Raw genomic sequence first — 20506 nt, 5'->3', positions numbered from 1 at the left:
ACGGTCGTTACGTCTCCGGCGCGTCGTTCCAGAGGTCGACGTGAAGCCGCGGAGTGTAGCGGTAGCCGTGGTCCATAGCGAGTTCGGCGACGCGCTCGCGAGTCTCGTTCAGGCGCTTCCGCGTCGCGCCTTCCGGCATGAGGAGTACGTCATCGTCCCGGACGGGAGCGTCAGCGACCTCCCGTATCCGGGCGACCAGGTCGTTCACCTCCGGCATGTCCGACGCTTCGGTGACGACGAACTTCAACTGGAAGTCGTAGGTTTCCACGAGGTCCGCGAGCGCATCCGTATCGATCCGCCGGTCTTCGTGTCGTTCGGCCCACTCGCCCTCGCCCTTCGGGTCCCGGTCGGCCGTGGGCGTGCTGTTTTGCAGTTTCGGACTGATGCTTGCCAGGTCGATCGGTGCGTCGCGGTAGATCGTTCCGTTCGTCTCCACGGTGACGTGGTAGCCGGCGTCGTCGAGTCGTTCGAGCAGGTGGACGGACGCCTCGTGCATCATCGGTTCGCCGCCGGTGAGAACGACGTGGTCCGCGTCGCCGTGCGAGCGCACGTCGTCGAGGACCCCGTCTACGTCCATCGCGGCGTGGGTCGGCTCCCAGGACGTGTGATAGGAGTCGCAGTACCAGCACCTGAGGTTACAGCCGCTGGTCCGGATGAACACCGTGGGGACACCGGCGAGTTTCCCCTCGCCCTGAAGCGAGTAGAACAGTTCGTTGACTGGGAGGTCCCCCGCGGCGTCGGAATCAGATCCGGGGTCGCTGCTTACGGGCACGTCAGAAGCCTCCGCCGCAGAGTTCCGCCGTTTCGCGGACTCGCACCGAAACTTCGCTTACGTTGTCGGGCAAGCGGTCGACGAGGCGTCGTTCGAGAACGAGGCTCATCACCTCGGCGGTCGGCGGGTGGTCGAGAACGACCACGCCGTCGTCGTCACCCGACGATGCGAACGCTTCGACGAGCGGGTCGCCCTCCTCGACCAGAAACCGATGGTCCCACTCTGATATTACCTCAGTAATATCTCCTTTGTCGACGACCCACCCCTCGGCGGTCACCTCCCCGACGACGCGAACGGTGACCTCGTAGTTGTGGCCGTGGGGCCGGCTACATTTGCCGTCGTGGTGGAGAATCCGATGGCCAGTACTGATCCTGATCGGCCGATCACGCCCGACGTACAGGACGCGTTCGCCCGCGTCGAGGTCGCGGGCCGGGGGCTCGTCGGTCGGCTGAGTCATACCCCGAGTTTATTCAGAGAATACTTAGGACTTCCTACTCCCTGTCGATCTGGTCCTGAATGTGGTTTTTCGCCTCCGACCGTTCCTCGCGAGTGATCGTCGGAGCATCGGGCGTGAGGTCGATCGAGAGTTCGTCGAGTGTCCGGCGATAGACGTTCGTTCGACGGCCCTCCTCGGATAGTTTCCGACCCTCGCATTCGAGCAGGCCGGCGTCGACGAGTTCCTCGATGCGTCGGTAACATGTCGCGATAGGGACGTCCAACTCGTCGCTTAGTTTCTGAGCGGAGGTCGGTGATTGGGTGGCGTGGAGGATCTCGACGCTGTATTTGCTCCCTAGCGCGGAGAGAAGAACGTGCGAGTCCGTTTCGTCGGTTCCGAGTTTCGTAGCGGCCATCCTTTCGGGAAAGTATTAAATTATCATAGTTGAATCTTCCGGCCGCGAGATAGGTTACGAAGACCGTCAGATCCCGTTGATCGCGTCGGCGTCGACCCACACTGTTTCCCCGTGGTCAGTTTGGACGGTCCCCTCGACGTGCGCCATCGGACCGGACGCCGACAGGACGGTGTCGTCGTCGACGGAGACAGAGTTCCGTACCTCGTCGACGAGCCAGGCGTCGACATCACCGCCGGACCGGGAGTTAAAGACAACGACGTGTTCGGCGTCGTCGATCTCCCCGGTGTGTCTGACGGCCGCGGTGACGCCGAACAGATGTTTCAGGTCGATCACGCGGAGCGTCTCGCTACGGACGTCCATTCGGCCGGCCAGGAACTCCGGGTCGGAATCGACCGACTGTAAGGAACCACATTCGACGACGTTCGTCACCCGCTTTAGTTCCACGCAGTAGCGGTCGTCGCCGAGTTCGAAGAGAAGCATTTGGCGGTCCTCGCTCATACGATTCCCGTCGTTTGGGCGGTACGTGAACTTTCTCTTCTGTCGATCGGTTCGTGGAACTGTCCGGACGGGTCGAGGTCAACGTTTTTGTATCTGTCCGCGAATACGTTACACTCAATGTCTACCGATCTCCCGGAAGAACTACTCGGCGTCGACGACATCGGGTTGGAGGAAGAGAACACGGAGCGGGACGGCGACGGGGGAGACGAAGAGCAGGAAGAGCACGAACGCGTTCTCGTTTTCAGCCTCGGCGAACAGCGATACGGGCTCGATGTCGGCGACGTTCGAAACATCGTCGAAGTGGGAGAACGGACCCGCGTCCCCCGTTCCGGGGAAGCGGTCGACGGTATCATGGACATGCGCGGCGACATCACGGCCGTCATCGACCCGCGAAAGCTTCTGCCCGTCTCGGAACCGGTCGAGAGCGAAGCGAACCAGCGGATCGTGGTGTTCGACCGATCGGCTGACAAACAGAGCGCGAGCGTCCGCATCGACACCGTGGAGGGCGTCGAGTCGTTCCCCGTCAGTCAGATCCGCCGGGACGACGCCGAGTTCGGAATGCCTGCTGGTGACCTCGTCAAGGCAGTCGTCGAGATACCGGACGACGACGGGAGCGAGGACGACCCGGCCACAGTCGAGCGGATCTCTATTCTCAACCCCGACCGCCTCCTCGACAACGCGAATTGACCGCGGCAGTGCCGGATACGTTCTCCCTGTTCTCGCCGCGTTACTTCGGGCGTCCCGGCCGTTGCGGGCATTATCAGTCCCGATAATGGGGCGACAGCATTTATGGTTCCACTGGGATAAGCGATTTCTGGTGTATCAACTGAATGTCGACTGGGGTACTCATCGTGGACGACTCTCATTTTATGCGGAATCTACTCAGACAGATACTAGAAGACGATTACCACATCGTCGGAGAGGCGTCCAACGGTGCCGAAGCGGTGAAACTGTACAAAGAACAGAATCCGGACATCGTCATGATGGACATCGTGATGCCGAAATGTAACGGGATCAAGGCGACGGCCGCCATCAAGAAACTCGATCCCGATTCACGCGTCATCATGTGTACTAGCGTCGGCCAGCGCGAGAAGATGAAACTCGCCGTGAAGGCGGGCGCAGACGGGTACGTAACGAAGCCGTTCGAGGAGCCGAGCGTCAGAAAGGCTCTCAAAGACGTCGTCCCGGCATGACCAGCGTCCTCGTTGTCGATGACTCGCAGTTCATGCGGACTGTGATCGGCAACATCCTGTCGAAACACGGCTACGAGGTCCACCGAGCAGCGGACGGCGAGACTGCCGTAGACGCCGTCGAGGAACACGACCCCGACCTCGTCACGATGGACGTCGAGATGCCGGGGATGGACGGCATCGAGGCCGTAGATTGCATTATGTCGTCGAACCCGACGCGTATCCTGATGCTGTCTGCACACACTGATGACGGCGCTGACGCGACGTTCGAAGCGCTGTCGAAAGGTGCCGTCGACTTCATGGCGAAAGCCGGCGACGGAACGAAGACGGACATCGCCGAACTGGAGGAGCGCCTGATCGAAGCGCTCGACGCCGTCGAGCGCGCCGACATCTCCTCCGTGATCGCCCAGCGGCTATCGACTCGGACGGCCGCGGTGTCCGGTCGGGAGACGACGAACGACGACGCAACGACCGCCGAAGCAGCGACTGCGGACGCGGTCTCTGCTGAGGCGGCGGCCGCCGAGACGGCTTCCACCGGCACGGCGACGACGGGGTCGACCGAGCGGAAAGCGCCGTCGGATACGACGACCGAAACCGCGGCCACCGGCCCGACGACAACCGATTCGGCGGGCGGACCCACCATCTCGACGACAGAACCGGCCAACGCCGACCGGGTCACTACCAGTGGCGATCGTATCGCGCCAGAGTACCCCACGATCGTCGTCGGGGCGTCGACGGGCGGCCCGAAAATCGTCGAACGGATACTCTACGAACTCCCGGCGGACCTGAAGGCGCGGGTGCTCGTCGTCCAGCACATGCCGGCGAGTTTCACCGACCGTCTCGCCGCTCGACTGGACCCGCTTTCCGCGTACGACGTCCGGGAGGCGACCCACGGGACCCGCGTCGGACCCGGCGAGGCGGTCATCGCTAAGGGCGAATACCACATGCGCGTGGCCGAGGAGGACGGTGACGAACTGCGGCTTCGGTTGACGCGAAGCGACCGCCGCCACGGTGTCCGTCCCGCTATCGACGTGACGATGGAGTCGGCGGCCAACGTCGTCACGACCCCGCTCGTCGGCGTCGCCCTGACCGGCATGGGCAGCGACGGTGCCGCCGGCATCGAGGCGATACAGCAGGCGGGTGGGAAGACGATCGCTCAGGACGAAGCGTCGAGTCCGGTGTTCGGCATCCCGCAGCAGGCCATCAAAACAGGATGCGTCGACAGTGTCCTCGGGGCGGACGACATCTCGCAGGGCATTGTCGACGCCGCTACCGCGGAGAGTGATACCGATGGATGAGTACGTCCGAGACTTCGTTCAGGAAAGCGAAGAGAACATTACGGCACTGAACAACGCGTTGTTGCGCCTCGAAAACGATCCCGACGACGAGGCGGCGATGGAGGAGATATTCCGAACCGCCCACACACTCAAGGGCAACAGCGGCGCAATGGGTTTCACCGACGCGAGCAACCTCGCGCACGCGTTGGAGGACCTCCTCGAAACAGTCCGGAGCGGAGGCGAACCGGTCACGCCGGCCCTGATGGACCAGGTGTTCGACGGGGTCGACCTCCTCGAAGAGATGGTCGACGAGGTGCGCCGCCACGGCGAACCGCAGACCGACCCGTCGGCCGTCATCGACGAACTCCGCGCCGAGGCGGACGGCGCTACCGCCGGGATAACGGCTCCCACCGAGTCCACGGTCGAGGACCTGTTGTCGGCGGTGAACACGCCCGCAGACAGCGCCCACGACGTTTACCACGTGCGCCTCGACATCGCCGAGGACGGCGGGGACAGCAACGGCGTGCGCGTCGTCGAAGCGCTCCGGGACGCGTTCGACCTGCTCGGGACCGACCCGCCGGAGCCAGACATCGAGGGCGGCGACTACGGCGGCGTCTTCGACGCCGCGTTCGCGAGCCCCGTCGGCGAGACAGCGATTAGCGCGGCGCTCGAACCCGTCGACGCCGTCGACGACGCGATCATCACGGGCGCGACGGAGGTCGCCGCCTCGGCCGCAGCGGCGGACGAATCGGATGCGGCCGCCGCGGTCGACGCGGATGCGGACGACGAACCCGCGGACGACGAGGCGGCGGACGATATGTCCGTCGACGAACTGCTGGAGGACGACGAAGTCGACCAGTTCGACGACCTGGACGACATGGTCGACGAGGTAGACGACATGGAGGGGTTAGACGACCTCGGCGAAGCCGGGTCGTTCGCCGATATCGACGCCGACCCAGAGATATCGTCGGGCGCGGACGACAGCGCCGACGACTCGCTCGTCGACGACACCGAGACGACGGTCGAAGCCGCCGACGCCGACGAGGCCGAGTCGTCCCCTGAAGCGGACGACGAGGTCGAAGACGCGTCGAGTACGTTCGCCGAACTGCAGGAGGAAGTCGACCCGGTCGGCTTCGACGAACTGCAGGACGAACTCGACGAACTGGAGTTCGACGAACTGGACGAAGACGACGAAGTGGGCTTCGACGAACTGATCGGGGAGGAGGCGGACGACGACGACTTCGAACCGTTCGACGGCGACGAAGACATCTCCGACGGCATCGAGGATGGCCTCGCCGGCAACGTCGACGTGGAGGGCGACCTGTTAGACGACGACGCGACCTCCGAGGCGGGGGACGCGTTCGGCGACGTTGCGTTCGGTGAGGAGGACGCGACCGACGACGTGACCGCAAGCGGCGGTACTGACGACTCCGCCGCTGACGGCGTGACCGCAAGCGACGATGCGGAGGCGAGCGGTGACGACAGCGGCCTGAGCGCGGACGCCGCCGGGACGAGTTCCGACGAACCCTCGCTGGGCGACCTCGGCCTCGGCGACGGGGAAGAAAGCGGGGACGGAGACAAACACGCCGACGAGACAGACCCCGACGACGCCCTCGGGGATATCGACTTCGGCGGAGCGGCCGAGAGCGACGACGGGACTGGGGACGCGGACGCCGGGTCGAGTTCCGGCGAATCCGCGCTCTCAGACGCCCTCGAAGAGACGGAAACGACGACCGCCGCGACCACGACTGATGACGCCGCGGACGCGTCGGTCCCCGAGGACGGCTCGGCGAGCGACGACGACAGCGCGGCGGGTGACGCCGTCGACACCGGCGGATTCGGCGACGTGGACATCGACGACTCCGGATCCGTAGTCGACACGGGATCGGTCGCGGACGAACAGTTCGAAGGGTTCGATTCCCCCGAAACCGACGCCGACGCGAGCGGTGCGGCCGACTCCGGCGTCGCCGAGGCGTCGACCGCGGCCGGCGACGAGAACGCGAAAGGCGGGTCGAGCGCCGGTGGCGACGAACGGGACGACAGTTCGCGCGCCGCGATCGACCAGAGCGGGTCGTCGTCCGGCACCGACGACGTGCAGTCCGTCCGGGTCGACGTCGAGGACATCGACAACCTGATGAACCTCGTCGAGGGGATGGTCACGAGTCGCGTCCGCCTCCGCCGGGCGATCGAACGCGGCGAGTCGCTCGCGGTGCTCGACGACGAACTCGACGAACTGGAAGACATCACCGGCGAACTGCAGGATACGGTGATGGACATCCGACTCGTTCCGCTTTCCAGCGTGACGAACAGGCTGCCGCGCGTCGTCCGGGATATCTCCCGCGAGCAGGACAAGCAGGTCGAGTTCGAAACGACCGGCGGCGACGTGGAGATAGACCGGAGCATCCTCAACGACATCGGCGACCCGCTCGTCCACCTGGTTCGCAACGCGGTCGACCACGGCATCGAACCCCCGGAAGAGCGGGAAACCGCCGGGAAGGACCCAGAGGGATCGATAGAGCTTCGGGCGCGGCGCGAACGCGACGAAGTCGTCATCGAGATAGAGGACGACGGGCGTGGGCTCGACGTCGACCGGATCCGCCGGTCGGCCGCCGAGGAAGGCGTTGCGGACGAACAGGAACTCGCCGAGATGGACGACGACGAGGTGTACGACCTCATCTTCCACTCCGGGTTCTCAACGACCGAGACGGTCACGGACGTTAGCGGCCGCGGCGTCGGCATGGACGTCGTCGCTACCACAGTCTCCGACCTGGACGGCAGCGTCGACGTCGAGAGCGACCCCGGCGAGGGGACGACAGTCAGACTTCGTCTGCCGGTCACCGTCGCCATCGCCGACGTTCTGTTCGTCCAGTCCGGCGAGGAGGAGTACGGGATCCCGATCAAAAACGTCCAGGAGATCGGTCCCGTCGGCGAGATAGAGACGGTCGACGGCGAAGAGATCGTCCGCCGGGACGAGACAGAGTACCCGTTGATCCGCCTGAGCGAGGCGCTCGACACGCCGAGCAGCCATCGGAACAACGACGGGATGATAGTTCGCATCCGCGACGAGATCAGGCCCGTCGCGATCAAATGCGATCAGGTCCGCGGCCAGCAGGAAGTCGTGGTGAAGCCCTACGAGGGCGTTCTGGGCGGTATTCCGGGGTTGAGCGGTGCGACAGTGCTCGGAGAAGGAGACGTTGTGAACATCCTGGACGTGGAGTCACTATGATAGAACACCAACGGAGGCAACTATGAGTCTGAAGGTCGACATCCGAAAGCTGAGTTTCATCAACGAAATGGCCAAAGTCGGCACGAACGGCGTCGCCGACAACATGAGCAAACTCACGGGCGAGGACGCTCAGATGGAGGTGACGAAGACGAACTTCATCGACATCGAGGACATCAAAGCGCAACTCGACGACGGGAAGCGCGTCGGCGTCCGCGTCCGCCTCATGGAACCGCCCCACGGGCACATTCTCATCCTCTTTCCCGAGGCGAGCGCCAAGAAGATCACGGCGCTCATGCTCTCTGACATGGTCGACGACCTGTCCTCGGTTTCGGGGGAGATGGCCCGAAGCGCCGTCGAAGAACTCGGTAACATGATGGCGAGCGGGTTCATCGACGGGTGGGCCGACGTACTCGGCCGAACGATAGACATCGCCACGCCGCAACTCGTCTACGCGCCGGCGGGCGAAGTCGTCGAACGGACGGCGGGACTCGGGGGAGAGGACCTCGCGCTGTTTTTCGACTCGCAGATGAACGTCCCGAGTTACGAGATCGAGGCCGAGATCTACGCGTTCCCCGACCTGGAGGAGTTCGTAGAGATGGTGAATGCGTTAGAGGCAACCGCATGAGCGACGGAAGAGATAACGCTACGAGGGAATTCAGATGAAATTAGATGTCAATGCGCTGGGTACGTTCTACCGTATGGCTCGCGAAGGCGCGGGCCTGGCCGCCGGTCGTCTCACGAGTATGACCGGGGCCCAGACTCGCGTCGGCGTGACGAAACTCAACTTCATGCGCGGCTCCGAGATCCGCGCCGAGATCGACGACGGCTCCGAGAAAGTCGGCGTCAGAGTCGAACTGAGCGCCGGCCTGGAGGGGCACTCGATCATCATCTTCGACCGCGACGCCGCCCTTCAGGTCGTACAGACGCTGGTCAAGGAGGCCGCGTCGGAAGAGTTCGACGAGATGGACCAGAGCGCTGTCACGGAGGTCGGTCAGATCATGACCAACGGGTTCATCGACGGGTGGGCCGACGTTCTCGGAACGGTGATCGACGTCTCCACGCCCGATTTCATCGAGGGCGAGACGGCCGAGCCGTTCTTCGGCGACCTCGAAACCGCCCCCAGCGACGAGGACCTCGCGCTCCTGTTCCGAAGCCAGATCGAGGCGGTGGGCAGAGAGATCGGATACAAGCATTACCTGCTTCCCGAACACGACTCGATGTCGGAAATCCTAGAGCGCCAACGCGTCGACGGCAGCGACGGCATCGAGTACGACAAACTGGTCGGATTCGACAAACTCGCCCAGCAGGGGGCGACGGAAGTCGCGAGCGCGGTGACGACGCTGACCGGCATCGAGACGGTAGTCGAGATCCGTCGACTCAACTTCGTCTCGTTGGAGACGATCCCCGAGGAGATAGCGAACGAGAAGAAAGTCGGCGTCGCGTTCTCCTTCGACGGAACGCCGAGCGGCTATCTCCTGTTCCTGTTCGACGAGGCGTCGGCGCGGGAGATAGTCGAGGCGACGGTGCCGTCGCCGCCCGACGACGAGTTCGGAGAGATGGGAACGAGCGCCATCAAAGAACTGGGCAATATCATGGCCAGCGGCTTCCTCGACGGGTGGGCGAACGTGCTCGACACGACCATCGACCACTCGCCGCCGGAGTTCATCCACGACATGGGCGCGGCGGTCATCGACCCCGTCGTGATCGACCTCGGCGAGAACCAGGAGTACGCGTTCGTCTTCGACACCCAGATCCAGGCCGCGGACCGGGCGTTCGACTGCGACATTTACGCCATTCCGAACGAAGACGACCTGGAGCGCGCGCTGAACGACCTCGACGTGGACCGCGTCGAGGACGCGAAGACGACCGCGGAGTTCCCGGTCGACGAGGTCGAATCAGATACATGAAAACGTACGGCAGCGAACCGGGAGCGCCGACTCCGGACCCGATTCAGGTCGGCATCTCCGAGTTCTACATCACCGCGGAAGACGTGACGCTGAAGTCGTACGGACTGGGGTCGTGTCTGGCCGTCGCCTTGTACGACGCCGACTCCGGAGTCGCCGGACTCGCCCACGTGATGCTTCCGGACGGCGACTCGAACGAGGACAGCGACGGCAATCCGGGAAAGTTCGCGGACACTGCTATTCGGGCGATGCTTCGACAGATGGTCGAAGCGGGGGCGACGTACACGTCCGTCGAAGCGAAGATCGCCGGGGGGAGCGACATGTTCGAGTTCGAGAGCTTCGGGGAGGCCGTCGGCAAACGCAACGTCGACGCGGCCCGCGAGGAACTCGACAAACTCGGCGTCCCGATCGTCGCAGAGGAAGTCGGCGGACAGCGCGGACGCACCGTCGAGTTCGACGCAGGTAACGGGACGCTATCGATCAACTCCTCGGAGGACGAGAGCGGAGTGACAGAACTGTGAGCACCGACGAGTCGTTCACGCGACTCGCCGGGTTCATCGAAGACGAGATGGACTTCGCGACGAGTCACTACAACGATAGCTACCTCCAACGTCGCCTCGCATCCCGGATGCGGCGGACGGGGTCCGACGATTACGACGAGTATCTCGAGGTCCTGCGAGCGGACACCGACGAACGGGAAGCCCTGTTGGACGCCCTGAGCATCAACGTCACCGGGTTCTTTCGGAACGAGGACGTCTGGGAGGGCATCCGTTCCGTTCTCCGCGAACTGTCGGCGGAAAAAGAGCAGATACACGCCTGGAGCGCCGCCTGTGCGGACGGACGCGAACCGTACTCGCTGGCGATGCTGGCCCACGACGACCCTCGGACCGACGAGGAAAAACTGAACGTCCTCGCTACGGACATCAACGACAAGGCGCTTCGCTCCGCCAGAGCAGGCGTCTACGAGACGACACGGACTATCGACATTCAAGAGCAACTGAACTTTCTGTCGAACTTTCACCGCTTCGTCGAGCAGCAGGACACCATGTTCTCGGTCCGGGACCAGATCCAACGACACGTTACATTCGAACATCACGACCTGATCAACGACCAGCCAAAGGCCGGGTTCGACCTAGTTATCTGTCGGAACCTCTTTATCTACATCGACAGCGAGTACAAGCAACCGATCCTCGAGACGCTCACCGAATCGATCCGACCCGGTGGCTATCTGGTCATCGGTAAAGCGGAAACGATCCCGCCGAATCTAAAAGGCGCGTTCGAAGTTCTCGACGGCCGATTGCGGATATACCGGCGCGACTAATCCTCCGGTTCGTCCTGCACGAACGAGAACATGTCGTCGTTCTCGTCGTCATCACTCTCCGCAGCGTCGTCTACGGACTCGTCGTCGGTGTCCGCCTCGCTATCGTCCGTTTCAGAGTCGACCGCCCCATCGTCTTCGACCGGTTCGTCCTCCACTCCGGAGTCAGTCGTCTCGAACTCCAGGCCGAGAGCGTCGTCGTCGTCCGCTTGCGAACTGGTGTCATCACTGTCGGCGGCCCCTCCGGCGTTCGCCAGCGGGTCCGACGTATCGTCAGTGTCGTCTGCAAGCGGGTCCGGCGTGCCGTTGCTGTCGTCAGCGAGCGGATCCTGGCTCTCCTGGTCGTCAGGTGCGGGAGCGGCCACCGCGTCCGCCGCGGTGTCGCTCTCCCCGTCCGAGGACGTGACGAGAGGGTCGTCGGACTCGTCGTCGAAGTCCGTGGCCGCGTCAGACCCGGCGGTCTGCGAATCGGAGCCCTCATCGCCGAGTGCGATATCCGCGCTCTCGTCGGTGTGACCGTTCGATTCGGTGCGTTCCGCCGTCTCGTTCTCGCCAGCCAACGCGTCCGGTTCGTCGGATTCGCCCGCCGAGAACTCGACGGCACCCTGCCCGGTGTCGGTCTGCGGCGTCGACTGTGCGACGACCTCGTCCTCCGTGTCACCGTCGGAGTCAGCGGATTCGGCGTCAGGGGTGTCCTCGGATTCCGGCGTCGGTTCCGAGCTTCTGGCGGCCGCTTCGGCCGCCGCAGTGATGTCGGACACGTCTGCCGAGTCGTCCGGCCGGTCGTCGTCCGGTTCGAACGAGTCCATGCTGGCGTCGGCGTCGGTATCGAAGCGGTCCAACGCTTCGCTCAGGCGGCTTGCCTGTTCCGCCAGATCGCTTGCGCTTCGGGACACTTCGGTCAGTGCGGTGGTCTGTTCCTCCGCGGCGGCGGCGACGTTCTCCGCCTCGCTCGTCGTGTCCTCGCTGATCGTCGCGGCCTCGTCGACCATCGCGACGACCTGCTGGGTGGAGGCCGCCTGCTGCTCCGTGGCGGCACTGATCTCCTGAACGCCGGTGTTAGTCTCCTGTGCGTATCCGGCGATCTCTTCGAGCGCGTCCACCGCGTTCTCGACAGAGTCGGTGTGTTGGGCCACCTGACTGCTCGTCCGCTGGACCTCCTCCGCGGTCCGTTCGGTCTGGTCCTGGATCTGCTCTAGGCGTTCCTCGATCTCCTCTGCGGCGTCTTTCGTGTCTTCCGCCAGTTCCTTGACCTCGCTCGCGACGACGGAGAAACCCTCACCGGATTCGCCGGACCGGGCGGCCTCGATGTTGGCGTTCAGCGCGAGCATGTTGGTCTGTTCGGCGATCTCCGTAATGAAGTCGATCAGTTCGTCGATCTGCTCCATCTCGGCTTCGAGCTGTTCGATCTCGTCGACGGCCTGTTCGGACTCGTCTTCGATCTGGCGCATCCCCTCGATGGCCTCCTCGGCAGCCTGGCGACCCTGGCGGCCGGTTTCGGCGGTCCGCTCCGCGATGTCGGCGACCTCGTTCGAGGACGAAGCGATCTCTTCGACCGTCGTCGAGAGGCCGGACATCTCCTGTGACACGGACTGCAGGGAGTCGTTTTGCTGTTCCGCGCCGTCCGAAATCTCCTGGATGGATTCGGTCACCTGCTCGGACGCGGAGCGAACTTCCTCGGAACTCGCCGTGACCTCCTCGCTGGAGGTTGCGACCTCGTTCGCGAAGTTCTTGACCTGCTCGGTGGTCTCTTCGATCTCGTCGACCATCTCGTTGAACTCCTCGGCGATGTCCGTCATCGCGTCGCTCTCGCTTTCCGGGTCGAGCCGTGCGGTGAGGTTCCCGTCCGCACACTCCTGCATGATCTCGCTGTACTGGTCGGCTTTGAGCTCCAGATGCCGGTTCATCTGCTCGGCCTGCGAGCGGGCCTGCTCGGCCTCCTCGCGGGCGGCCTGCGCCTCTTGAATCTGTTCGCGGAGCGCGTTACGCATGCTCCCGAACCCTTCGTACAGCCGACCGATGTTGTCGATCCGAGCGGTCTCGAACTCGACGTTGAGGTTCCCTTGCTCCATCTGCTCCGTCTTGGAGGTCAGGCGGTCTACCGCCGACGACGTGCTACGACCGACCACGGCCCCGACGAGTCCGATCAGGAGAACCCCGCCGAGCGTCGCCAGTATCCCCCATTGGGAGATGTCGCCGACGATACCGTACGCGTTGTCGGTCGACTCGTGGGTGAGAACGACCCAATCGGTTCCTTCGACGCTCGCGTACCCCACGACGTATTTTTCGGAGCCCATCTCGTAGTAGCTGTCACTGAGACCTTCGGTGGGCTCGTCGATGACAGTCACCTGTCCTTTCGGTGCGGCACTGGTGACGAGAGAGTTGTTCGCCGAGTACGTGGCGCCGTACTGGTCGCCCTCTTTGGTTATCGGGACGTCGTCGAAGAGGATGCGGTTGTCACGGTCGGCGACGATAGTCACGACTTCGTCGTTCCCTTCGCTCTGGAACCGAGTCGAGAACTGGTCGGCGCTGAACGTGTAGGCTATCGCGTTACTGCTGCTTTCGGGGACTGCCTGTACGTACGTAATATACGCGCTGCCGTCCTTACTGTAGATATCCGAGACGTACACGTTCATCCCCATGCTGGCGTTTACGTCCTCCGTCCACGGCTCGTCGAGAGAATCAATTCCGACTCCCTGGCGGTCGCTGTTGGAACTCGCGACGATCTCGTCGTCGACCATATTGACGTAATCGATGCTTCGGGCTTCACTCCCGAGCGTCCCCTGACGTCTGTTGAGCTCGGAGTCAATCTCGCTCGTGTTGCCGCCCGTCACCGTCGCGGAGGATGCGGCTGATTCGGTCAGGAGTTTGTTTCGCTGGTTCCAGTTTTCGATGTTGTTCGCTTCTTGTTGGGCGAGATCCGCGTAGTCATTGTTCACGTCCTCGGTCACCTGATTCTCTATCTGTGCGGTACCGACGTACCCGATCGTACCGACAGACAGGCCGAGAATGAGCAGAACGATTCCGAACTTGAGTGCGTATCTTCGCCTTATAAACTTCGGAACTAGTGATCGCAGGCCGCCTATCATATGGTCCATACCATCGCTAGTACCACATAAATCCTCACCGGCTATTATCACGACTGATATCCCGTTGCGTAGTCGTTCTTTCGGGGAAATCGCGCGCGAAACGACTGTACGAGCGAACTGGGTGCTACTCGTGTACGGCCGGAGAAAAGCGACCGAACTCGGCGCGTACAGGTTATTTGATACGTGGTACCGTATTTACCCTCTGGGACGGATCGTTCGAACATGTCCCTCGACACGCCCGACGCGGACGAACCGACGAACAGTCCGGACCGCCCGCTACCGGAGTCAGTCGTCGACGAGGTGCTCGAGTCACCGCGACGGCGTATGCTCCTAACGCACGTTCTGGCGGCCGAGGATCCGGTTCCGGTCGTCGATATCGCCCGGCAGATCGCTTTGCGGGAAGGCAATGATGGCTCGGGGAACGCGGACGCGGGCGATCCGGAAGCGATCAAGGGGACGATCTACGACGACCACCTTCCGAAACTAACGGCTCTTCGGGTCGTGGAGTTCGACTCGTTGCTGGCCGCCGTCTCGCCAGCGGAGAACGCACTACAGGTCGGTGATCGACTGGACGCCCAGAACGAGGACAATCCGTAGTACTCGGTAGTAACGACTTCTCGGTGGCGGCGACGGGCGTCCCGTCCAGCCGACAGGTGGTCTGACCGGTAACGTTTTGTCACCCCTCTGTTCATCTACGAGCGAATGACGTTCGTCAACGGATCAGACTGCCCCGACTGCGGTACCGTCGTGGAGACTGAAAACGGAACGAAGTACGAGTGCCCGGACTGCGGCAGACAGTTCGACCACGCCGACCTCTTTTACCCCTAAGTACAACTGCGATGACTGACAACGAGGAGTCGATGACCGGTACGGACATGCGGGAGTACGTCGAACGCGCCCACACCGCAGTCACGGAATCGGACGACCTCTCGCTGCGGAACACCGAACTCCGCCTCGTCCAGCCCTTTCTCGAAGCGCTCGGATGGGACGTTCGCCTTCCGGAAGTCGAAGCGGACGTGAATGTTCCGGACCGCGACCCGGTAGACTACGCGCTTCGAGTCGATGACCGGCCCGCCGTCTTCGTAGACGTTGTTCCCTGTGAGGATTCGCTCCGCGAAGCGGATATTGACCGTCTGGAGGTCGGAATGACCGCCGGCGGTGTCGACTGGGGAATCCTCACTAACGGCCGGTCGTTCGTCTTCCTCGCCAGAAACGGTGACGACGTAGAGCGGTTGGAGTGTCGACTCGACCGATTTCCCTCGCACGAAGACGCCGTTTCGATGTACACGAAGGCGGCAGTCGAATCCCGCCGGCCGGCTGCGGACCGACGCATAGCTGCCGAACGTATCGCCAAGCGGAGAGAGGCCGTGGCAGAGACTCTTACCGAAACTCTGGTCGCGGCTGCCGACGGTGCGGCGACGGACGAGATCGCTGCCATCGTCGACGGGTTCGTCGACGACCTGCTCGTCGCTCTCGGACCGGACGACGCGGCCGTGAACGACGGCGGCGCGGCGAGGCCCTCGAAAGCGACGGCAGGTAACTCGGCGGACTCGACTGACGGCGACCCTGCCGCGACGGGGCGAAAAGACGCATCGCCGGGCGACGATGGCCCGACGGGTAGTTCCCCGGGTGACGGCAGGTCCGCCTCGTCCGCGACGACGGAAGGCGGTGAGTACGTCGTCCGAGTTTTCGACGGGCGGACATCGGTCGGCGCTGTCGGTACCGAAGACCCCGTCGGAGCGATGGCGAACGCGATAGAACTCCTGTTGGACCGATACGCTCTGGACTCTCGGCTCACCTTACCGTGGCGTCCGGACGCCAGCGACGAGAAGGGTCGAGCGGTGCTCGCTCGCACTCCCGTTCATCCGAACGGAACGGAGATGCGGTCGCATCGACGCCTCTCGAACGGCTACTGTCTACTCGCGACGCTCGATGCATCCTCGGCAAAAGCGGTAGTTCGCGAACTAGCGGGACAGTCGGGCCTTCGTGTAATGTTTCAGGGTGATTGGTAGAACGGGACTGTACGCCCACTCACCTGACACCCAACTGGCGATCAAGCCCCGGAGGATCCCCGTCGAGCCGACACGAAGACGGTCGTTCGAACGTCGGAAGTCGCTCACCGACGCTATCACCGCTTCGACTGCCATCGTCTTTCACCCCTCAGCGAAATTGAGTTTCAGCGCCACTGATTTATTATTTACTATTCACAATCGGATAATTTACGCGAGGATGCTGTTATTTTACCGTTAGTCACGCGGTTTCCCGGTTCCGGAGGCACTGAACATTTCACTGTCGGACGCTGATCGTCAGCCATGAACATGCTCGTGGACGGCGAGTGGCGGACCGACGCCTACGAATCGACGAACGAGGAGGGTGAGTTCGAACGTCAGGAGACCTCGTTTCGAGACTGGGTCCGGGACGCCCCGGGCGCGAAATTCACCCCGGAAGAGGGCCGATACCATCTGTACGTTTCTCTCGCGTGCCCGTGGGCGCATCGTACGCTCGTAACCCGGGCGTTGAAGGGATTAGACCACGCTATCTCCGTGGACGTCGTCGATCCGTATCGCCAGAACGACGGCTGGGAGTTCTCGCCGGAGAAAGAGGACTGTACGTCGGATACGATACACGGGTCGGATTACCTGCGTGAGGTGTACACTGCGGCAGACCCCGAGTTCACAGGCCGGGTGACCGTTCCCGTTCTCTGGGACCGTAAGCGAGAGACTATCGTCAACAACGAGTCCGAAGAGATAATGCGGATGTTCGACCTGGCATTCGACGATATTGCCACCAACGACGTGGACCTGTACCCGGAGGGGTATCGGGACGATATCGACCGGATCATCGACGAGATATACGAACCGATCAACAACGGGGTGTACCGCGCCGGGTTCGCTGACACGCAGGAGGCGTACGAACGTGCAGTCGGGGAACTGTTCGACGCGTTGGACCACTGGGACGAGATGCTGGCGGATCGGCGATATCTCGCTGGGGACCGCCTCACCGAGGCCGACATCGCGATGTTTACGACGCTGATCCGGTTCGACGCCGTGTATCACACCCATTTCAAATGTAACGTCAGGCAGATCGCCGATTACGACGATCTCTGGAGCTATCTGCGCGAACTGTACCAACTCCCGGGAGTAGCGGAGACAGTGAACCTGGAGCAGATCAAAACGCATTATTACCGCAGTCACACTGACCTGAACCCGAAGCAGATCGTTCCCGCGGGTCCCGATATCGACTTCACCGTGGACCACGACCGGGACCGCCTCCCCGGCGGTCCGCCCGCCGCTCTCGACCGGTAGTCGATTCTTTCTCCAACTGATCTATTGTTTTCCGACGTTTATATTAGGCAAATTTATTATGTTGGAGATATTTGAAGTTCAAAAGGTACGTAGCTATGGACCGACATCTACCATCATCGGAGGACGAACGAGGTGCGTCTAACACACTCGGACTCGTCATACTGTTTGGAATGGTTCTCCTGGGGGCCACGCTTATCTTCCTCATCGGCGGAATGGCCACTGAACAGATAGAACAGGAAAACGAGGTCCAGTCCGCGGAGATGTCGATGCAGGAAGTTCGGTCAGACATTGCTTCGCTGTCATCTCGCGGAGAAGGGTCGACTGAACTGCGTATGAACGCTGACGACGAGGTCTCGATCGTCGCCGACGGCGAGATGACGTTCACTATCCACGGGTGGACAGAAACCGGTACGTACAGGGACGACTGTACGACGAATCTGGCGCTCAACTCGTTCGAGTACGAAAACGACAACGGGGAACGCGTCGCGTATCAGGGTGGCGGCGTCTGGAAGCAAACGAACGGCGGGAGCACGATGGTGTCGCCGCCGTCGATCTCGTACCGGTCCGAGCGTATCGACGGCGATACGTATCGAACGTTCGACTTCAGCGTCGCCAACCTCACGGGTCGGATCGACAACTCGGGCGAAACCACCGCGGCGGTGAACAAGACGTGGACGCGCGAGAGACAAGAAACGATAACGAACGAAATGTTCTGCCGCGACGACGGCAACGGGAACGTAACCCGCGTTCGGAGCCTCCAGATCACGGTCGAGAACAGCACTTACTACGACGCGTGGGGGCGATACTTCGAGACAAAGATGGGCGATTCCGGCAACGTCACCGTCTACGACGGCAACCAGACGGTGGTAGTCCGTGACCTGCCACTCGGCAAGGGCGGTCCGATCGGAGTTCCCGGCCACGACGACCTGCTGGTCGCAGTGAACAACACTGCAGGCGCGGATACGAGTCACAAACTAACGTTTGGCGTCAAGGAATCGGACGGGATCACCGGGGACACACTGGAAGGTATCAAGATCAAGTACGAGGACGGCGAGACTGATCTGGCCGATCTTGAGGGCAAGGGCCCCGGTGTGCGTGGACACATCAACCAAAACCGGTCCAAGATCTATCGCGCCGACGGCGGCACCGTAGACCTGAAGAACCACATCGATAGCTACAGCGTGGACACGAGTGACAACACGATCGAGTTCCAATTCGACGATAGCGTCCAGATCAACGCTAACGACACGATCGCCCTCGAATTCGGCAGCCAGAACCGCAACGGCAAAGACGGGAAGGTAACGAACCCCGGCAGCGCCGGCAACTACAACGCGACGGTGAAACTGAACGACGACGACGACAGCAAACGAACGGGATACCTGCGAATCGGCGACGATGACGGCGTCCCGGAGTACGCCGACGAGTGTCCGAACGTCGACGGCGAGGGCCGGAACGGTTGCGGCGTCATCTCCGAGGACGAGGACGAAAACGCGCTCCGACTGAACAGTTCGTCCGGGACGATCGAACTCCTCGGGACGGAGATCGCCGAAGAGCGGACAGTCAACAAGAGCATCGGTGAGCGTCCGCCACTCGACGTGATGTTCGTCCTTGACAAATCCGGTTCGATGGATCAGGGATACAGCGCGTGGCAGGGGACGAGTAACTGGACCGAAACGGCCAGAAGTGACATCGAGTGGGAAAGTATCTCTAAGGACTACTGGGGGACTAAGTACACTGTACCGGACGGTATTCAAGTACGAACCGACGGTGGCTGGGGAGGCTCGATGACGTATTCCCCGGGCGATGAGATAACCGATCCTGATTCAACAGTCGAAGTACGAGACGCCGAGTACGGGCCCGTCGGGAGCGACCCGAACGAACGTCGTGTCGACGCTACCCGGAGTTTCATCGACGCGCTGAACTCCAGTGCGGGCGACAGAGCGGGGTTCGTCGAGTTCAACACAGAAGCCGAAACCGTCGTCGGACTCCACCACGATCTGGGATACGTCAAGGGTGAAGTTCGGGGTCGCGCAAATAGCGGTACGGACATCGGCTCCGGTATTGAACAATCGGTGTCTGAACTGGAATCGAGTTCGAACGACGATCAGGTCGTTGTTCTACTCAGCGACGGGAAGAACAACGAAGGATCTGGAACAGAAGGGCCGTTAAACAGAAAGACCCTCAGAAAGGCGGATAACGCCGCAGACGAGAATATCACGATCTACACGATCGGTCTCGGAGATGGGGCGAACGAGACGCTACTCAAGCAAGTTTCGAACAAAACTGACGGAGAGTACCACTACGTCGACGAAGCGAGCAACCTCGAAGAGATCTTCGACCAGATCGCCGGCAACGTGACCCAAGACCGCGTTCGCGCAGTCGAACACAAGACGGTAGAGACGGAAGTCCAGATCGGTGGCAAGACGTACTCCCTCGACCCGTCCGCGGCCGACGGTCCCGTCGACCCCGACGGGCCCGGAGGTGCCATCAACGACCCGACGCGGAGCGGGTCCGTCAAGTTCAGAGTCGACAACCTCTCTGTCGGCTCTCTGCTGTCGTTCTCGGCGCGGTCGGTCGACTGTACCAACGGGACTGACACCGGACTCGAATCGGATCACAACGGCGACACGTACGCACACACGACGTGTAACGGGACGAGCGGGACGATAGACGACGTCGACAACAGTTCGAAGTCTGACCACCAGATATACACTGACGGCGAAGATCTGCCGACTCTGTCGACCGCGTGGTGGCAACCCGACATCGAGAGCATTCTCGACGACGACCACCACAGCGGCGGCGAGTTCGACCTCGGCGACGACCAGGCGATCATCGTGATGGAACTCGACAATCCGAACGCCAGCCACACCGACTACACGGTGTTCCTGTACGACGCCGACGCGGGCGACCGAAGTAACGGCGGATCGAACAGCAACGCGAATCCGGACGACGACAATCAGTACGTGATCGACATCTCGCCGATTCAGGTCGATGTCGGCGACGACGGCTAATTAGTCGGTTCCGGGCGGCTTTCGTTTCGAAGAAATACGGGTAGCGGTTCAGTTCCCGAGTCGCG

At 62.3% G+C, this 20506-nt stretch carries 18 protein-coding genes; 13 read left to right on the top strand and 5 right to left on the bottom strand.

Annotated elements, in window-relative coordinates:
• Positions 1-7 precede the first annotated feature (7 nt).
• From SM753_RS19070 to SM753_RS19055, 4 genes are all read right to left on the bottom strand, one after another.
• A complete protein-coding gene (locus tag SM753_RS19070) occupies positions 8-772 on the bottom strand; it encodes a 7-carboxy-7-deazaguanine synthase QueE (RefSeq protein WP_323192717.1) in 765 nt (254 codons plus the stop codon).
• A 1-nt stretch (position 773) separates the two neighbouring features.
• The gene (locus SM753_RS19065; protein ID WP_138797228.1) at positions 774-1229 is read right to left on the bottom strand and encodes a 6-pyruvoyl tetrahydropterin synthase family protein; all 456 of its coding nucleotides are present in this window, start codon (positions 1227-1229) and stop codon (positions 774-776) included.
• A gap of 34 nt (positions 1230-1263) precedes the next feature.
• Positions 1264-1623, bottom strand: coding sequence for a helix-turn-helix domain-containing protein (locus SM753_RS19060; RefSeq protein WP_135535532.1), 360 nt, complete (start codon positions 1621-1623; stop codon positions 1264-1266).
• Positions 1624-1689: 66 nt separating this feature from the next.
• Positions 1690-2121, bottom strand: coding sequence for a chemotaxis protein CheW (locus SM753_RS19055; protein WP_323192716.1), 432 nt, complete (start codon positions 2119-2121; stop codon positions 1690-1692).
• Positions 2122-2238: 117 nt separating this feature from the next.
• Between SM753_RS19055 and SM753_RS19050 the strand changes: the two genes are divergently transcribed.
• The 8 genes from SM753_RS19050 (at position 2239) to SM753_RS19015 (ending at position 11039) form a co-directional block, all read left to right on the top strand.
• Entirely contained in the window at positions 2239-2808 is a 570-nt protein-coding gene (locus tag SM753_RS19050; protein ID WP_323192715.1) for a chemotaxis protein CheW, read from the top strand.
• Between the two features lie 143 nt (positions 2809-2951).
• Positions 2952-3314 (top strand): chemotaxis protein CheY, encoded by a 363-nt coding sequence (gene cheY, locus SM753_RS19045; protein ID WP_121816088.1) that lies wholly within the window; start codon positions 2952-2954, stop codon positions 3312-3314.
• Positions 3311-4609, top strand: coding sequence for a chemotaxis-specific protein-glutamate methyltransferase CheB (gene cheB / locus SM753_RS19040; RefSeq protein ID WP_323192714.1), 1299 nt, complete (start codon positions 3311-3313; stop codon positions 4607-4609). The genes cheY and cheB overlap by 4 nt, the downstream gene beginning before the upstream one ends.
• Positions 4602-7814, top strand: a complete 3213-nt coding sequence (locus SM753_RS19035) for an Hpt domain-containing protein (RefSeq protein WP_323192713.1) — start codon at positions 4602-4604, stop codon at positions 7812-7814. Before cheB ends, SM753_RS19035 begins: the two co-directional genes overlap by 8 nt.
• A gap of 22 nt (positions 7815-7836) precedes the next feature.
• Positions 7837-8439, top strand: coding sequence for a chemotaxis protein CheC (locus tag SM753_RS19030; protein WP_135535537.1), 603 nt, complete (start codon positions 7837-7839; stop codon positions 8437-8439).
• Positions 8440-8473: 34 nt separating this feature from the next.
• Entirely contained in the window at positions 8474-9721 is a 1248-nt protein-coding gene (locus tag SM753_RS19025; RefSeq protein WP_369335382.1) for a chemotaxis protein CheC, read from the top strand.
• Positions 9718-10239: a chemotaxis protein CheD gene (locus tag SM753_RS19020; RefSeq protein ID WP_323192711.1), complete on the top strand. Its 522-nt coding sequence runs from the start codon at positions 9718-9720 to the stop codon at positions 10237-10239. Before SM753_RS19025 ends, SM753_RS19020 begins: the two co-directional genes overlap by 4 nt.
• A complete protein-coding gene (locus SM753_RS19015; protein ID WP_323192710.1) occupies positions 10236-11039 on the top strand; it encodes a protein-glutamate O-methyltransferase CheR in 804 nt (267 codons plus the stop codon). The genes SM753_RS19020 and SM753_RS19015 overlap by 4 nt, the downstream gene beginning before the upstream one ends.
• Here the strand turns inward: SM753_RS19015 and SM753_RS19010 are convergent.
• A complete protein-coding gene (locus SM753_RS19010; protein WP_323192709.1) occupies positions 11036-14125 on the bottom strand; it encodes a methyl-accepting chemotaxis protein in 3090 nt (1029 codons plus the stop codon). The two genes, SM753_RS19015 and SM753_RS19010, sit on opposite strands and share 4 nt — an antisense overlap.
• Positions 14126-14347: 222 nt before the next feature.
• Between SM753_RS19010 and SM753_RS19005 the strand changes: the two genes are divergently transcribed.
• The 5 genes from SM753_RS19005 to SM753_RS18985 all read left to right on the top strand — a co-directional run bounded on the left by SM753_RS19005 (position 14348) and on the right by SM753_RS18985 (position 20441).
• Positions 14348-14722 carry a hypothetical protein gene (locus SM753_RS19005; RefSeq protein WP_323192708.1) on the top strand — a complete coding sequence of 125 codons (375 nt, stop codon included), beginning with the start codon at positions 14348-14350 and terminating at the stop codon, positions 14720-14722.
• A gap of 105 nt (positions 14723-14827) precedes the next feature.
• Positions 14828-14953 (top strand): hypothetical protein, encoded by a 126-nt coding sequence (locus tag SM753_RS19000; protein WP_259371292.1) that lies wholly within the window; start codon positions 14828-14830, stop codon positions 14951-14953.
• Positions 14954-14964: 11 nt separating this feature from the next.
• On the top strand, positions 14965-16137 hold the full coding sequence (locus tag SM753_RS18995) for a hypothetical protein (RefSeq protein ID WP_323192707.1): 1173 nt from the start codon (positions 14965-14967) through the stop codon (positions 16135-16137).
• Positions 16138-16437: 300 nt separating this feature from the next.
• Positions 16438-17430, top strand: a complete 993-nt coding sequence (locus SM753_RS18990; RefSeq protein ID WP_323192706.1) for a glutathione S-transferase family protein — start codon at positions 16438-16440, stop codon at positions 17428-17430.
• Positions 17431-17600: 170 nt separating this feature from the next.
• Positions 17601-20441, top strand: a complete 2841-nt coding sequence (locus SM753_RS18985) for a vWA domain-containing protein (protein ID WP_323192705.1) — start codon at positions 17601-17603, stop codon at positions 20439-20441.
• The last annotated feature ends 65 nt before the right edge of the window (positions 20442-20506 follow it).

This window comes from Halostella sp. PRR32, assembly GCF_034808085.1.
GTDB classification, from domain to species: domain Archaea; phylum Halobacteriota; class Halobacteria; order Halobacteriales; family Natronoarchaeaceae; genus Halostella; species Halostella pelagica.
This window is presented reverse-complemented; position numbering and strand designations above follow the sequence as displayed.